Origin of the sequence: Novosphingobium sp. G106 (assembly GCF_019075875.1) — a bacterium.
Lineage (GTDB): Bacteria > Pseudomonadota > Alphaproteobacteria > Sphingomonadales > Sphingomonadaceae > Novosphingobium.
The window spans coordinates 24,063-36,877 of the sequence record NZ_JAHOOZ010000002.1 but is presented as its reverse complement, the minus strand read 5'-3'; the positions used below and the strand labels follow the sequence as shown (position 1 = coordinate 36,877).

18 protein-coding genes, 1 tRNA gene and 1 pseudogene are annotated in these 12,815 nt (G+C 60.0%); 13 read left to right on the top strand and 7 right to left on the bottom strand.

Going from position 1 to position 12,815, the window contains the following annotated elements:
- Position 1: 1 nt before the first annotated feature.
- The 4 genes from KRR38_RS30350 to KRR38_RS30335 all read left to right on the top strand — a co-directional run bounded on the left by KRR38_RS30350 (position 2) and on the right by KRR38_RS30335 (position 2,422).
- Positions 2 to 349, top strand: a complete 348-nt coding sequence (locus tag KRR38_RS30350) for a cytochrome C oxidase subunit IV family protein (RefSeq protein WP_217407572.1) — start codon at positions 2 to 4, stop codon at positions 347 to 349.
- Positions 350 to 879: 530 nt separating this feature from the next.
- The gene (locus tag KRR38_RS30345; protein ID WP_217407571.1) at positions 880 to 1,911 is read left to right on the top strand and encodes an oxidoreductase; all 1,032 of its coding nucleotides are present in this window, start codon (positions 880 to 882) and stop codon (positions 1,909 to 1,911) included.
- 148 nt (positions 1,912 to 2,059) lie between these two features.
- Entirely contained in the window at positions 2,060 to 2,263 is a 204-nt protein-coding gene (locus tag KRR38_RS30340; RefSeq protein WP_217407570.1) for a hypothetical protein, read from the top strand.
- A gap of 74 nt (positions 2,264 to 2,337) precedes the next feature.
- Positions 2,338 to 2,422: transfer RNA gene (locus KRR38_RS30335), tRNA-Leu, on the top strand.
- 109 nt (positions 2,423 to 2,531) lie between these two features.
- Here the strand turns inward: KRR38_RS30335 and KRR38_RS30330 are convergent.
- Positions 2,532 to 2,881 (bottom strand): annotated as a pseudogene (locus KRR38_RS30330) (IS110 family transposase); the annotation flags it as partial.
- Positions 2,882 to 3,544: 663 nt separating this feature from the next.
- Between KRR38_RS30330 and KRR38_RS30325 the strand changes: the two are divergent.
- The 6 genes from KRR38_RS30325 (at position 3,545) to KRR38_RS30305 (ending at position 6,517) form a co-directional block, all read left to right on the top strand.
- A complete protein-coding gene (locus tag KRR38_RS30325; protein WP_217407569.1) occupies positions 3,545 to 3,811 on the top strand; it encodes a hypothetical protein in 267 nt (88 codons plus the stop codon).
- Positions 3,786 to 4,907, top strand: coding sequence for an NAD(P)/FAD-dependent oxidoreductase (locus KRR38_RS30320; protein WP_254515775.1), 1,122 nt, complete (start codon positions 3,786 to 3,788; stop codon positions 4,905 to 4,907). The genes KRR38_RS30325 and KRR38_RS30320 overlap by 26 nt, the downstream gene beginning before the upstream one ends.
- On the top strand, positions 4,819 to 5,172 hold the full coding sequence (locus tag KRR38_RS37965; RefSeq protein ID WP_375293480.1) for a hypothetical protein: 354 nt from the start codon (positions 4,819 to 4,821) through the stop codon (positions 5,170 to 5,172). Before KRR38_RS30320 ends, KRR38_RS37965 begins: the two co-directional genes overlap by 89 nt.
- A 25-nt stretch (positions 5,173 to 5,197) precedes the next feature.
- Positions 5,198 to 5,509, top strand: a complete 312-nt coding sequence (locus KRR38_RS36650; protein ID WP_254515774.1) for a hypothetical protein — start codon at positions 5,198 to 5,200, stop codon at positions 5,507 to 5,509.
- A gap of 341 nt (positions 5,510 to 5,850) precedes the next feature.
- A complete protein-coding gene (locus KRR38_RS30310; protein ID WP_217407568.1) occupies positions 5,851 to 6,180 on the top strand; it encodes a hypothetical protein in 330 nt (109 codons plus the stop codon).
- Positions 6,128 to 6,517, top strand: coding sequence for a hypothetical protein (locus tag KRR38_RS30305; protein ID WP_217407567.1), 390 nt, complete (start codon positions 6,128 to 6,130; stop codon positions 6,515 to 6,517). The genes KRR38_RS30310 and KRR38_RS30305 overlap by 53 nt, the downstream gene beginning before the upstream one ends.
- A gap of 102 nt (positions 6,518 to 6,619) precedes the next feature.
- On the opposite strand, the gene KRR38_RS36645 is transcribed toward KRR38_RS30305, so the two are convergent.
- From KRR38_RS36645 to KRR38_RS30290, 3 genes are read right to left on the bottom strand one after another with little or no spacing between them, the layout of a single operon-like run.
- Entirely contained in the window at positions 6,620 to 7,174 is a 555-nt protein-coding gene (locus KRR38_RS36645) for an N-acetyltransferase (RefSeq protein WP_217407566.1), read from the bottom strand.
- Positions 7,171 to 7,479 (bottom strand): DUF1778 domain-containing protein, encoded by a 309-nt coding sequence (locus KRR38_RS30295; RefSeq protein WP_217407565.1) that lies wholly within the window; start codon positions 7,477 to 7,479, stop codon positions 7,171 to 7,173. The genes KRR38_RS36645 and KRR38_RS30295 overlap by 4 nt, the downstream gene beginning before the upstream one ends.
- 55 nt (positions 7,480 to 7,534) lie before the next feature.
- Positions 7,535 to 8,566 carry a hypothetical protein gene (locus KRR38_RS30290; protein ID WP_217407564.1) on the bottom strand — a complete coding sequence of 344 codons (1,032 nt, stop codon included), beginning with the start codon at positions 8,564 to 8,566 and terminating at the stop codon, positions 7,535 to 7,537.
- Positions 8,567 to 8,634: 68 nt separating this feature from the next.
- Here KRR38_RS30290 and KRR38_RS37530 point away from each other — a divergent pair, with 68 nt between their 5' ends.
- Positions 8,635 to 8,940 (top strand): MerR family DNA-binding protein, encoded by a 306-nt coding sequence (locus KRR38_RS37530; RefSeq protein ID WP_309141215.1) that lies wholly within the window; start codon positions 8,635 to 8,637, stop codon positions 8,938 to 8,940.
- Between the two features lie 20 nt (positions 8,941 to 8,960).
- Positions 8,961 to 9,512 carry a hypothetical protein gene (locus tag KRR38_RS30280; protein ID WP_217407563.1) on the top strand — a complete coding sequence of 184 codons (552 nt, stop codon included), beginning with the start codon at positions 8,961 to 8,963 and terminating at the stop codon, positions 9,510 to 9,512.
- An 88-nt stretch (positions 9,513 to 9,600) separates the two neighbouring features.
- Here the strand turns inward: KRR38_RS30280 and KRR38_RS30275 are convergent, their stop codons facing one another.
- Together KRR38_RS30275 and KRR38_RS30270 are read right to left on the bottom strand one after the other, a co-directional pair.
- Positions 9,601 to 9,882, bottom strand: coding sequence for a hypothetical protein (locus tag KRR38_RS30275; protein WP_217407562.1), 282 nt, complete (start codon positions 9,880 to 9,882; stop codon positions 9,601 to 9,603).
- A 121-nt stretch (positions 9,883 to 10,003) separates the two neighbouring features.
- Positions 10,004 to 10,420 carry a MarR family winged helix-turn-helix transcriptional regulator gene (locus KRR38_RS30270; protein WP_217407561.1) on the bottom strand — a complete coding sequence of 139 codons (417 nt, stop codon included), beginning with the start codon at positions 10,418 to 10,420 and terminating at the stop codon, positions 10,004 to 10,006.
- Between the two features lie 78 nt (positions 10,421 to 10,498).
- Here KRR38_RS30270 and KRR38_RS30265 point away from each other — a divergent pair, with 78 nt between their 5' ends.
- A complete protein-coding gene (locus tag KRR38_RS30265; protein WP_217407560.1) occupies positions 10,499 to 12,280 on the top strand; it encodes a chloride channel protein in 1,782 nt (593 codons plus the stop codon).
- Positions 12,281 to 12,380: 100 nt separating this feature from the next.
- Here the strand turns inward: KRR38_RS30265 and KRR38_RS30260 are convergent, their stop codons facing one another.
- On the bottom strand, positions 12,381 to 12,815 hold the full coding sequence (locus KRR38_RS30260) for a helix-turn-helix domain-containing protein (RefSeq protein ID WP_217407559.1): 435 nt from the start codon (positions 12,813 to 12,815) through the stop codon (positions 12,381 to 12,383).

The window sequence follows — 12,815 nt, the reverse complement described above, 5'->3', positions numbered from 1 at the left end:
GATGCGACTGCGCCGGCTCTTCCTCACCTGGGTCGCGCTACTGGTCCTCCTGTCGATGACTATAGCGACGAGCTTCCTGCCGATCGGGAACTGGCGGCAACTTGCCAACATGGGGATCGCGCTGGCCAAAGCGGGTCTGATCGTGTGGATCTTCATGAAGATGCGCCAAGAGACAGCGCTTGTCCGGCTGGCGGGCGTCATCCCTGCGGTTCTGCTTCTTGTGCTCGGAAGCCTGCTGGCATGCGATTACTTTTTTCGGATCGACTCGCCCTTAATCCGTATCGATGGCTCGAATGCGCGCGGATCTCTTACGCCCGACGCCGCATCGTCCGGCGAACGCAGCCGTTAATCGCTCTTCTCGATCGTCGCCCGAACAGCGGGCGATCGTTGCGGTTTAAAGAAAATCTCGCTGTGGCGCGGCCCGCGCACATACCTGTCGTGCTTATAATAAGTGTGTTGACTTTATTACTAACCTAGGTTATCACCTTCTGGTAACGGCCGACCGAGTCGGGAGGCCCGCCAGGAGACCGAATATGACACGCGCTTTTCACGCACTCACCGTTCTTGCCGTCGCTCTGAGCACGACTGCCCTGACTTTCGCCGCAACGCTTGCCTGAAACAGGCCTTCGCCACCATGAGCGTCCGCTGACGAAAATTATTTTGGCGATGCGCAAAAAAAGAAAGGCGACCAGTAATGGCCGCCTTTTAGGAAAGAACCTGTCTCATTTCTGAAGCAAGCCCTTGTGGTCGCGAGTCCATTACTAGTACGATTCGGTGCCATTCCTAGTACGAACGCGACAATAGACTCTGGGTGACTGATATAAATTTGCTTAGCAGGTTTGGTCGCGTTGCCGCTGCGCAATGTGCTAGCGGGACGATATGACCAAGGCATCGAAGCAAATCGGAGTTGGCTTGATCGGCTACGGCCTCGGCGGCCGCGTGTTTCACGCGCCGTTTATCCAGGCCACGGACGGCCTCACGCTGCGCGCCGTGGTGTCCCGCGATCCAGCCAAGGTACACAGCGATCTGCCGGACATGGCCGTCGTTCCGTCCGTAGTGGAACTCCTGGCCCAGACCGGAATCGATCTCGTTGTCGTATCGAGCCCTGACGCGCTGCATGCCGAGCATGCGATTGCAGCGCTACGCGCCGGCAAACATGTCGTGGTCGACAAGCCGTTCGCGACGAACCTCGCGGACGCCCGGCGTATCGCCGAGACGGCGGATCTCGCCGGCAGGATGGTTACGGTATTTCACAATCGCCGCTGGGACGCCGATTTCCTCACTCTGCAACGGCTCATCGCCGAATGTCGCCTGGGCCGCATCGTTCATTTCGAAAGCCACTTCGACCGCTGGCGGCCGGAACCCGGGGGAGTTTGGAAAGAAGCGCGCGAGGGCGGGTCGTGGCTCGACCTGGGCCCGCATCTTGTCGACCAGGCGCTTTGCCTGTTCGGCAAGCCCGAGGCCGTGACGGCTGACATCGCAACGATGCGCGATGGCGCGCCTGCGCCCGACTGGTTTCATGCTATCCTTCACTATCCGCGAATGCGAGCGATCCTGCATTCCAGCAAGCTTTCGGCCGACCATCGATTGCGGTTCTCGGTATACGGAACCAGCGGAAGCTGGGTGAAGCAAGGTTTCGACACGCAGGAGTCGGCGGTCCTTGCGGGATCCGCTCCCGGCCATCGGGATTTGGGCTGCGACCCAGAGCTGGGCTTGTTCACTCAAGCTGGTAACCGGGAGCTTCCCATCGCCAACGAACGCGGCGACTACGGGCTGTTCTGGCGGCGCTTGGTCCATGCGCTTCAGGAGAATGAGCCTAACCCGGTGCCGGTAGATGAGGCCCTGCTCGTAATGGAGGTGCTTCAGGCCGGTCTCGAGAGCGCAGTCAGCGGCTCCACGGTCCGGCTGTGACCTTCCCCCTTCCCCACGCCCCATTGTAAGCGCGGGCCGCGGCCAGAGCGGACATCGGGCGCGTCGGCCGAACAAGAAATTTGCCGGCCCTGCTGTCCTGCGGCGATCCCATCTTCTAAGGAGCCCCGCCAAATGCGGAGTTAAACAAATGCAGGTCTGGTGTTTCGTCGGCGCGAACGGACTTTGGGCGCTCTGTGGTAACGAGGCGGGCGTGACCCTGCCGGAGGAACTCGGCCCCTGGACCTTCCTCAAGGTCGCTTCTCTCGACGGCGCGGAGAAAGACGAGCTGGAGGCCAAATCGCTGATCACCGAGCATGGCTTTTGCTGCTTCGATCCATCGACGGTGAGCTGAACTCTTTGTTGGATGATCGAGGCCGTTCGCCGAGTTGCGTCGTCCCTCCCGGTCTGCCACTGCGCGCGTCCGGCGCGGACGTGGCGGAATGGTAGACGCCGGGGACTTAAAATCCCCTGGGCAAGCCCCGTGCGGGTTCGAGTCCCGCCGTCCGCACCAAGTGGGCCGGTAGCTCGGCGCCAAAGGCGAGAAGCATCACGCGAGTGTACGTTCTGATCGTATTCGATTTCGATGGCACGCTTGTGGAAAGCGCCGACTAGCTTCTGATGCGAGCTGCGACCAGGCTTCGGGAGAGCATGCTGTCGAACGCCTTCACCCGCACTTCACGGAAGAAGCCGGCGTCGGTCTTGTTCGCTGCGATGTCGGGAGCTGCCTTGGCGTGACGTGCATCGATGCAGATCGCCGGGAGCCCCTCCCCGGTCAGCGCATGGAAGAACCATATGCTAACGGTGCCGTTTCAAAAACAACCAGCTTTGCGGACGGCGCATGCTTGCGGATCGCTGCCGCAAGAAGCTGCGGATCCGAGACGCACTTGCCGCGCCAGACCCGCTTGCCTGCACGCCGCGCTGAGATCGCCGTCTCTTTCAACGAGACGTCTAACCCGGTATACTCGTCCATGGCTGTTCTCTTTGATGCTTGGGCCCGGTTTCCGGTCGTGAGCCCGTACTTCCATAATATTGGGGAACAGCCACCTCTCTCTAAAATTCACCGGGTCAGAGGTAACTCGCTCCCGCGATTACCCCACGTCCATTCACCTGCCGAACGAAGAGACCCTGTCTTGCGCATTGTCGCGCCAGGGGGGCGACAGGCGCATTCGCCTCAAAGCAAGTTGAAGAGCCTTGGAGAACCGGTGGTCCACAAAGGAACCGGACTCGTCAGACATTCAGCATAGGCCAAGGTTTCTCATGGATCGGGTCCGGGCGCACGGGTAGCTGCAATCATTGGCTAATCAGGCATGCTCACTGGCACTGTGGAGCTTCGGGGGGATTGGCATCCAAGCCGCCAGTGCTTGGTGCATGGCTCGCAAGATCCTGTAGTCCCGGTGACAGCACTGCACGCCGCCGACCGCGAGCTCAACAGCTCGACATTGAGGTAACGGCGCATGTCCGTCCGAACCTGGGTCACAGCATCGATCCCATGGGCATACGGCTGAGCTGCGAATTCGTGACCACGGCATTTCGGGGGTAAGCTATCGTCGCTGCGCAGCGAGAATCCAGATTACGTGCAACCTGTATGGAGACGGCGGCGTTCTGGTCTGGGTAATACCGTCAGGAGGGTGACATGCCGATCTCTGAGCTGAGTGCCGTGGAACGGATAGCACGCGTTCTCGCCGCGGAACGACTGAGCGTGAACGCCGAAGGATACGAGCCTTCCGCTGGCGATGAGGTGGATGCAGAGTGGCATCTCTATATCGGGCAGGCTGTGGCCGTTCTGAAAACGCTCCGCGAGCCTGATATCGTCATGGCGAACGCCGGCGAGCCGGAGATGTGGCGCGCGATGGTTGAAGCTGCACTTGGCGACTATGAAGGTGACCCTGCCCGGGACTAGTCTACAAGACCGGCGACACTGGGGAACTACCGCAGAGCGCTCATCTCGAAAGGTGATCATATCACCGATGACGGAAAGCAAAGATCTTTCGAAACGACATCGCGTGGTCATCGTGGGCGCCGGGTTCGGCGGCCTGTGGGCTGTGAAGCAACTGAAGGGCGCAGAGGTCGACATCGTCCTCATCGACCAGCGCAATCACCATCTCTTCCAGCCGCTCCTGTATCAGGTCGCGACCGCGTCGCTCGCGCCGTCCGAGGTCGCGTGGCCGATCCGATCGATGCTCCACAATCGCAAGGACGTCACCACTATTCTCGAAACTGTGACAGGCGTGGATGCGGTCGGCCGCACGGTGCGCCTCGCAGATGGAAGCCTGGTTCCCTACGATACGCTGATTCTCGCAACGGGTGCCCGGCACGGCTATTTCGGGCACGATGAATGGGAAGCTATCGCTCCGGGGCTGAAGACGATTGAAGACGCTACTGCCATTCGTAGCCGCATTCTGCTGGCATTCGAGGAAGCTGAGCGCGAAGCCGATCCGGCGCGTAGAGCGGCACTGCTCACCTTCGTCATCGTCGGCGCAGGCCCTACCGGAGTCGAATTGGCCGGTACGATCGCGGATCTCGCGCATGATACGCTTGCCCGGGATTTCCGCACGATCGATACCCGCAAGACGAATGTGCTGCTCGTCGAGGCCGGACCGAAGGTCCTCAACGGCTATTCGGACAGCCTCTCCGACTATGCGAAGCGCGCGCTGGAGAAGCTTGACGTGACAGTAAAGCTGGGCGCAATGGTTACGCTGATCGAGCGCGGGGCGGTGACCTTCGGCGACGAGCGCGTGCAAGCTCGCACTGTGATCTGGGCCGCCGGCGTGCGGGCCTCGCCGGCCGCGCTGTGGCTTGGCGTGGCGGCCGACCGAAACGGGCGGATCATCGTCGAGTCCGATCTCAGCGTTCCCGGCCATCCCGACATCTTCGCGGTGGGAGACACGATCACCGTCGAGGCACCGGGTGGTACGCCGGTGCCGGGGATCGCCCCTGCCGCGAAGCAGGAGGGGGGCCTACGTCGCCAAGGCGATCCGGCGGCGGCTCGCGGGTAAACCCAAGCTGCCGCCGTTCCAGTATCATCATGGGGGTAGCCTCGCCCAGATTGGCAAGCGCAAGGCGGTGATCGACTTCGGATGGCTCAAGCTGCGGGGCTCAGCTGCTTGGTGGCTATGGGGAATCGCCCACATCTATTTCCTCGTCGGCGTCCGGTCCCGCCTCAGCGTCGCACTCAACTGGTTGTGGATTTACACGCGCAATCAGCGCGGTGCGCGGCTCATCACCCAAGCGGAATCTGGCTGTGACTGGACTCCGCCATGAATGTCATCGCGTTCCGGCTGACAGAGTGATGTTCCGGCTCGGGAGAACCGCCGAACCGACGCGCCTCGTCTCGAGCATCGCCTTGCCGGCAATGCTTACCTATGTTGCGACAGCCCTGTTCGGCCTCGCCGACATGTGGGTGATCGGCCGGCTCGGCGACGCAGCAGTGCAAAGCGCAGTCGAACTCGGCGCGAAGTTCATGATGGCGCTCTTGATCGTCTTTGCCTTATCATTCCTGATCGGGCAGCGCGTCTCGTCGCGCGAGGTCGCGCCTTTGGTGATAGTCGGCGGATATGCAACGTCCATTGGCTCAGCGATATCGAGGAAGGCCGGGTAGTTGCAACCGCTACAGTCATGCGGCTCAGTGCCGATCCGACGTTCGCTGCCGATGTGGCCGCTGCGCGGAGCGAGGTTGCGCGCCTTCGGTCGAGTGGGGCAGCCCTCACGTCTGACTGTGATCGTGAAAGTGAAGCTCTGGCGAGGCAGTAGGTCGTTCGGTCGATCTTGGCAGTGATGCCAGGCAGCCCGCGCTCGTTGTTCGCTGGCCAGGCCGAAGAACTCATGGCCTGCAGCGTGCCTGTGGCAAAGCTCTGCCGTTCAGTGGAATCCGCAGGTAGACGCCGCGTGCTCAAATTGCGGTGAGGGTCGGATGTTGACTGACGTGAAGCGAGGATATCCGTGAACCTGAAGATACTGGCCGGTCTCACCCTGGCGATGCTGGCAACCACTCCCGCTGTCGAAGCTGATTTTGACGTGACCGCGATCGGGGTGCGTGGCGGACTGGATGACGGTAACCTCTCGGCATGGATGATCGCGCCTCAAGAGCAGGCCAGGGGGGTGATGTGCGACGCCGGCACTCTGGTAAACGGGATGGAGACCGCACGACATCTCGCCACACTTCAGCGTTCGCTCGACACGACCTTGCACAACGACATCGCCGGCTACCTGATCAGTCATGCGCATCTTGGACCACGTCGCCGGCATGTTGATCGCCTCGCCGGAGGATAGCGCCAAGCCTATTTATGCGCTCCCCTCGGTCAGCAAGGCTCTGCTTGACATTTACTTCAACGGCGAAGCGTGGGCGAATTTCACAGATCGCGGAAAAGCGCCCTTGGGCAAGTACAAGCTCGTCGATCTCACGCCCGGCAAGGCGACGCCGCTCGTTGGCACAGCCATTTTCGCGCATGACGGCTCTCACCATCGGACGGCTCTCGGCGGCGACCGGCGTCAAGGTCGAGACGATCCGCTACTAAGAGCGTTCCGGTCTTATCGAATCGCCCGGCAGGACTGGGTAACTACCGCACCTATGGTGCCGACGATGCCCGCGCGGACAGCTTTGAAATGACCCAATGTCCAGCGGCGCGTTGAGAGCAGATAGGGGGCTGTGGCGCTTACGCCTCTGATAATATCGGCTTAGGAACTCGTCATCGATCAAACCGAAAATGGTCTATTCAAAATCGACTGCGAGCGCTTTCACATCGCTTATCGGCAGATACATCCGCAAATCATTTGAAGGAAATGGTTCGAAACCATAGCTCGCATAAAGATTTTTGCGCCGTTCAGTGAGTGCGGGGTCGTTACAGTCGAGGATATCGAGAAGGATGACTCGTATCCCAATTTCATCAGACGCGGTTGCGATACGCCGTAGGCAGTCGGTGAGCAGATCCCCGCCAAAGCCTTTTCCTTGAAAACGAAAATCAACAGCGATCATGGAGATATACGCAGCTGAGATATAGCCCTGACCAGGTCGATCCCGGCGAAACTTGTCAGGCAGGTCGGTATAATGGATGGAGTGAGCGTTTGTAGCATAGAAGCCTACAAGCGATCCGTCTGGGCTGGTAAGAACGAATACCCGAATGTTGCCAGCTTGGGTGAGCTTGTTTGCAGTTTTTTTGAAATAATTGTCGACTTGCTCGACCCCGCACGAAAAAGCCGCTCGATCATGTTTGGATGGATCGAGCGGCTCGATGGTGGATTTTCCACCCGCCTGATTATCTGTCACTTGCTTTCGATCGTCCCTTTGTGACGCGCGAAGGCGGCGCGAAGGTTCTCAGTGGGAGCAGCGGGGCGATCCAGGGCGGCAAAGAAGGCCTCGTGATCGACTGGCTCGAGCATCGTATGCTCATGAGCGGAAATCGTTTCCATGGCAGCCTTGTAGGCCGCGTTCATCGTGAATACCGAATCGTCTACACCTGAAAGAGCAGCTGCCTTTTGGATGGTTTCCTTGATGCGCGGCTTGGTCCGAAACGACATTCGTTCAGAACTGCGCTCTTCAATCCCACCTATGCTGTCGTGGTAGGTCAACATGGAAATTCCTTCTATTTCGACAAATATGTACGCCATAGAGGCGCACCTTGCAAGGTCATGTACGCCACGCCGGCGCACATTCAGCTAAGGTGAGCAATTCGCCTATGAGCCGCGTTCGGGCCGAGCCATTGATGTGCCCAAGCGCCGTAGTCGCGTGTCTGCTTGTCAGCCGGCCGTGAGCCAGCAACTGCGCCTCTTGGGGCTGGAGCGCGATCGAACCCGGAGCTAGCCGAAACAGCCTCCGGGATCCCTCGTTCCAAACTAGCCGAGGCCTCAATTTGATGCGCGCGTGGAGGTAGCCGAGCAGAGCCTCGACGCTCAGACCCCCGCCGAACCGATCGGTCAACCGGACACTCGCGTCAAACCCGCTCGCGCGAAGAGGCTCCAGAATGTCGAACGCTTCCTCTTTCGAATGCGCAACGATGCCAATCCGTTTCAGGAACGAGCTCTCTTTGTGATCATTCCGCAGCCCTCCGCGAATAGAATCAAGCAGCGCCTTCGGTGTAGAGGCAGGATTTGGGGTTTTTGCGGAAATGGTGAGCCCGATAATGGCTTCAGCAGTCACATCGATCACCATCGTAGCTAGCGGCCGCCGCGGTGTGCCGTCTCCGAAGTTCACCGGCATATCGAGAACGGTGTGGTCGACCAGAAGCTCGAAGCCGGCCTTTATGTCATCGGTGAGCAGGCTGGGTCGGGTCCGTCGGACGTGAAGCCCGATCGTGCAGCGATCAGGCATCGCAATACCGAGAGTATGAGCCTTTGCCATGATCCGATCGACAATCAGATTAGGCCGCGCGCGACCACTGTCGGAGATAATGTCGGCCATGAGTTTGAGTTGGTCCTGTTTGAAGCGCGTAGGCTTGGGACGCGAGGCTCCTGCGCCAGCGACTACTTCTGGGCGAGGACTCGCTCGCCAAGCGCGGACCATATTGTAGAACTGGGCATGGCGTAGGCCCAATTTGGCAGCTTCTGCTTCGGCCGCGGCTCGACCAGGCTTCGCGATAAAACGTTCGATGGCTTCGATTCTGCGCGAAACCTCGGCACGCCGTGCTGGCTCCACGAAGGTCAAATCGTGGTCAGTGGGCATAAAGCCTCCTCATTTCGGGATCTGGGGGTGTTTGGATTGGTGTTGATGCAGCGTGACGTGGCAATGCCGTGATTGGGGCATTTCAAGCCTGTCGGCCGGTCAGTGCAAAACTGTCCGCGCGATGCCGCCCGTCTTGCCTTCATACGCCGGACAGCGACCTCGGCTTTAGCCTGGAAGAGAGTAGGGCACTGCTCGACCTAGCAGCCCAGCGCGAACGCGATTGCGGCGAGATCGACGCACTCGCCAGCCGTCACCTTGTCGAGGTTGATCGAAAGATCGCCGCCGTCAAACAGGAGAGCAAGATTGCCGGTGGCGCTTCTTCGAATGGGCCTCAGTCATTTAGTGTTCAGGCGAGCGGGATAGTATTTGCCTAGGATCAACCGGAGGATTCTTGATGCCTAAGCTCCGTACTGCCCTGATCGCCGGCGGCGCCTCGCTGCTATTCGCCGGAGCTGCCTTTGCTGCTGCCGAAAAGCTTCACACTATGAGTGTCGCCCTGCCTGATGGCTCGGTCGCGCATATTACCTACGTCGGTGATACCGCGCCCAGGGTCGCGATCGACCCGGTGGATTCACGCCAAGCAATCGCCTACGACCCCTTCATGCAGATGGAGCGTGACATGGCAGCGATGCAGCAGCGCAGCGCCCAGCTCATGCAGCGGACCGCAGAGATGCAGCGCAGCGCCGATACGCAGCATCCCGAACAGATCCTGGTCTCGGGCAACCTACCGGCGGGAAACACTTACAGCTATACCTCGATCACGTCGTCGAATGGCAAGAATTTCTGCACTCAGACCGTTCAGTGGAGCTCTGACGGCAAGAACGCTGAGCCCAAGATAACCCGCGCTAGCTCCGGTGATTGCGATTCGGCGAAAATGAAAACCCCGGTTCCTGCCGCAGCAGCATCGGGTGAAGCACCCGTGAAGCCCGACCCGCATTCGATCTAGCCCCCCGGCGACCGAGCAGAGCATAGCAGAGCTGGTTCAGAGCATTAGGAAAGCGAAGAGGTGTCCGGCCACCGCGAGATCTTGCTCGTTAGGAGTGAGATCGAGGGTGGTCGTGCCGCCATTCGAGGCCGAGTGGCCACAGAACGACCGCGACCAGCGCAGCAACGGCGAGCGTCATACGCAGGAATTCACTGGCCGCGAGTTCCTCCCGCTCCAGGAGCAAAAGCAGGGCCAAGCCGAAGGGAACCCCGAGTTCAGGGTGGCGGACAAATTTTAGAACAGTCCAGCAAAACCAGCTAAACAGCGCCGCAGCCATGAGACTGCCAAAAACCAAGCCGAGAGCTTGAGCGATGATCGAAAGCATCATCATGGCGGGCATTCTCACAAATCGGGTCCTGCACGCCTCTTACATATGTCGTATTACGATATATTCAAGGCCAAAGTCGCTGATTTCACAGGTGCATTCACAGCGCCAGATAGCGATCGCTGCATCAGGCCTCGAGTTGCTCGAAAATCGTTGCCAGCAGCGGTTTGAGCCTTTTAATCTCGTCGCGATGAACGCCAGAGAGTTCGTCCAGGATCGTGTAGGCCCGCTCGGTGAGACGAAGAAGAGCGCGGCGCCGATCATTCTCAGCCGTCTGCCGTCTCACCAGCCCCAAGCCTTCCAACCGATCGATGAGCCCGGTCGCACTATGCGGCTTTAGAATCAGGCGCTCGGCGACGTAGCCGACCGTCGCTTTGGCTGGGTCGACGGCGCGGATCGCCAACAAGGCCTGATGCTGTCGCGGTGTCAGGCCAATGCCACTGGCACATTCCTCGCTGAAGGCCTGAAACCGCCGGATCGCATAGCGGAAGTTGGAGAGCGCAACATAATCCTCGTCGGTTAGTGGCCGGTTCCGCCCTTTCATAAATCGCCTCCGGATTGAATTGTATCGCATTGCGATATAGTGGCCCTACATCTTCCGCAACAGGACCGAGCCAGCCCTATGCCATCTTCTTCTGCCCATTCTATCGAGAGCCATCGGCTCGCGGACCATAGCGTTGATCTGCGGATGCCGCTTCTAGCTATGATGGCGCTGGTTGTTGGCACGGGCGGCGCCGTCGGGGCGTGGATTCTTGTAAAACTCATCGCAGTGGCCACCAATCTATTTTGGTTTGGGCGGCTATCAGCAGACAATGTCGTCATCACCGATGCCTCAGTCGGACTTCTGGTAGTCGCGATCCCAGTCCTGGGCAGCCTTATTGTTGGCCTGATGGCGCGGTTCGGTTCCGACAAGATCCGGGGGCACGGTATCCCGGAAGCCATTGAGACAATCCTGTTTGGACAAAGTCGCCTGTCGCTGAAGGTCGCGCTGCTCAAGCCCCTCTCGTCAGCGGTTTCGATCGGTAGCGGCGGACCGTTCGGCGCGGAAGGGCCAATCATCATGACGGGCGGTGCGATCGGATCGCTGTTCGCGCAATGCTTCCATCTGAGTGCTGCCGAGCGCAAAACGTTGCTAGTCGCCGGCGCCGCCGCGGGCATGACCGCGATATTTGGGACGCCGCTAGCGGCTATTCTTCTCGCCGTCGAAGTGCTGCTTTTCGAGTGGAAGCCCCGCAGCTTCGTGCCGGTAGTCGTAGCGGCTATGGTGGCCTATGCATGGCGCCCCTACTTCATCGGATCAGGCCCTATGTTTCCGACGACCGCCGGCCTGGTGGATGGCGGTTTGGGTCTCGTGGCCTCCGCTGGGATCGGGGTCGCTGTTGGGCTCGAAGCGACGCTACTCTCGACGATGCTCTACCGCATCGAAGATCTGTTCCATAAGCTCCCTGTCCATTGGATGTGGTGGCCGGCGATCGGCGCGATCGTCGTCGGCATCGGTGGCCTCATCGACGCCCATGTGCTGGGCGCGGGGTATGCCAGTATCGAGGCGCTCCTCACGGCCTCACTGTCGTTGAGAGTCGTTGTCGCTCTGCTTGTCGTGAAGGCTGCCGTCTGGCTGGTGGCATTGGGATCGGGCACGTCAGGCGGCGTGCTCGCTCCATTGCTCATACTTGGCGGTGCCGCAGGTTTTCTGATCGGTCAGTTCCTGCCGGGCGATGCCGGCTTCTGGGCGATGATCGGCATGGCCGGCATTATGAGCGGCGCGATGCGTGCGCCAATGACAGGAGCAATATTCGCGGCCGAACTCACCGGACATTTCCAGGCCCTTCCCTACACCATCGTGGCCGCGACGGCCGCCTATGCCATCAGCGTGCTGTTGATGCGGCGCTCGATCCTGACGGAAAAGATCGCTCGGCGCGGACGTCACATCCTGCAGGAATACACGGTCGATCCGCTCGAACTACTCCAGGCAGACCAGATCATGACCCGAGCGCCGGAAACGCTGCCTGGGACAATGACCATTTCGGAGGCCTTGGCCTTTTTCACATCGGAGGCGCGGCACCGCAGCTATCCCGTCGTCGACGGCAACGGCCGTCTGGTAGGGCTCGTTTCACGAACCGATGCGCTACAGTGGCAAACAGATCGGCGTCAGGCCGATAGCACCCTCGCCGACGCCGTCTCCGATGCAGCCCAACCGGTAGCGTACCCCGACACACCATCGGGCGTCGTTGCGGACCTGATCATTGAAACGGGAATTGGCCGCATTCCGATTGTCGCGCGGCACACTCATCAGGTTGTAGGCATTCTGTCGCGCCAGGACCTTCTCAAGGCGCGCGGCGCGAACAGAATGGCCGAAACGGACCGCGATCGCTTCGTGCGGCTCGGCACCGAGCGTCCCGCTTAGCGCTGACAACTCCGATATCTCGGTCGTCCAAAGCTGGCCCGAGAAGGGTGGAGAACGAGTCATTTATTCATTAAAGTGTAAGGACCATTTGAGCCGGGCATCAACGTGATAGGATGGGGACTTGCTTCGACGATAACTTGCCAGAGCGCGCTGCCGCGATTTTCAAAAACCGCCGGAACGAGGGGCATTCCATGTGGCTCGGTGCAGGACAGATGGCGGCGTGCTCCAGGCCATTTTTCAACGCGTTGAGTTGTCTGATCGTCCGGTCAAGCTCGGCCGCCTTGTCCGACAGCGGCACACGGTCGATCTGCGCCGAAGGCCCGCTGCCGAACATCGCGCTGATCTGATCGAGCGAAAATCCTGCCAGGCGACCAAGTGTGACCAGCGAGAGCCGGCCGAAGACATCTTGGCCATAGGTGCGCCTGAGACCGCGACGCCCCAGCGATTCTATCAGGCCCTTCTCCTCGTAGAACCGCAGGGTCGAGGCCGTGATTCCCGATCGCTTCGCCACCTCGGAAATTTCGATCAGTTTCAC

Bases quoted from the DNA above. Each gene is read 5' to 3' on its own strand.
- KRR38_RS30350 (WP_217407572.1), top strand. From the start codon at position 2: ATGCGACTGCGCCGGCTCTTCCTCACCTGGGTCGCGCTACTGGTCCTC.
- KRR38_RS30345 (WP_217407571.1), top strand. From the start codon at position 880: ATGACCAAGGCATCGAAGCAAATCGGAGTTGGCTTGATCGGCTACGGC.
- KRR38_RS30340 (WP_217407570.1), top strand. From the start codon at position 2,060: ATGCAGGTCTGGTGTTTCGTCGGCGCGAACGGACTTTGGGCGCTCTGT.
- KRR38_RS30325 (WP_217407569.1), top strand. From the start codon at position 3,545: ATGCCGATCTCTGAGCTGAGTGCCGTGGAACGGATAGCACGCGTTCTC.
- KRR38_RS30320 (WP_254515775.1), top strand. From the start codon at position 3,786: ATGAAGGTGACCCTGCCCGGGACTAGTCTACAAGACCGGCGACACTGG.
- KRR38_RS30305 (WP_217407567.1), top strand. From the start codon at position 6,128: ATGCGCATCTTGGACCACGTCGCCGGCATGTTGATCGCCTCGCCGGAG.
- KRR38_RS30295 (WP_217407565.1), bottom strand. From the start codon at position 7,479: ATGTTGACCTACCACGACAGCATAGGTGGGATTGAAGAGCGCAGTTCT.
- KRR38_RS30290 (WP_217407564.1), bottom strand. From the start codon at position 8,566: ATGCCCACTGACCACGATTTGACCTTCGTGGAGCCAGCACGGCGTGCC.
- KRR38_RS30280 (WP_217407563.1), top strand. From the start codon at position 8,961: ATGCCTAAGCTCCGTACTGCCCTGATCGCCGGCGGCGCCTCGCTGCTA.
- KRR38_RS30275 (WP_217407562.1), bottom strand. From the start codon at position 9,882: ATGATGATGCTTTCGATCATCGCTCAAGCTCTCGGCTTGGTTTTTGGC.
- KRR38_RS30270 (WP_217407561.1), bottom strand. From the start codon at position 10,420: ATGAAAGGGCGGAACCGGCCACTAACCGACGAGGATTATGTTGCGCTC.
- KRR38_RS30265 (WP_217407560.1), top strand. From the start codon at position 10,499: ATGCCATCTTCTTCTGCCCATTCTATCGAGAGCCATCGGCTCGCGGAC.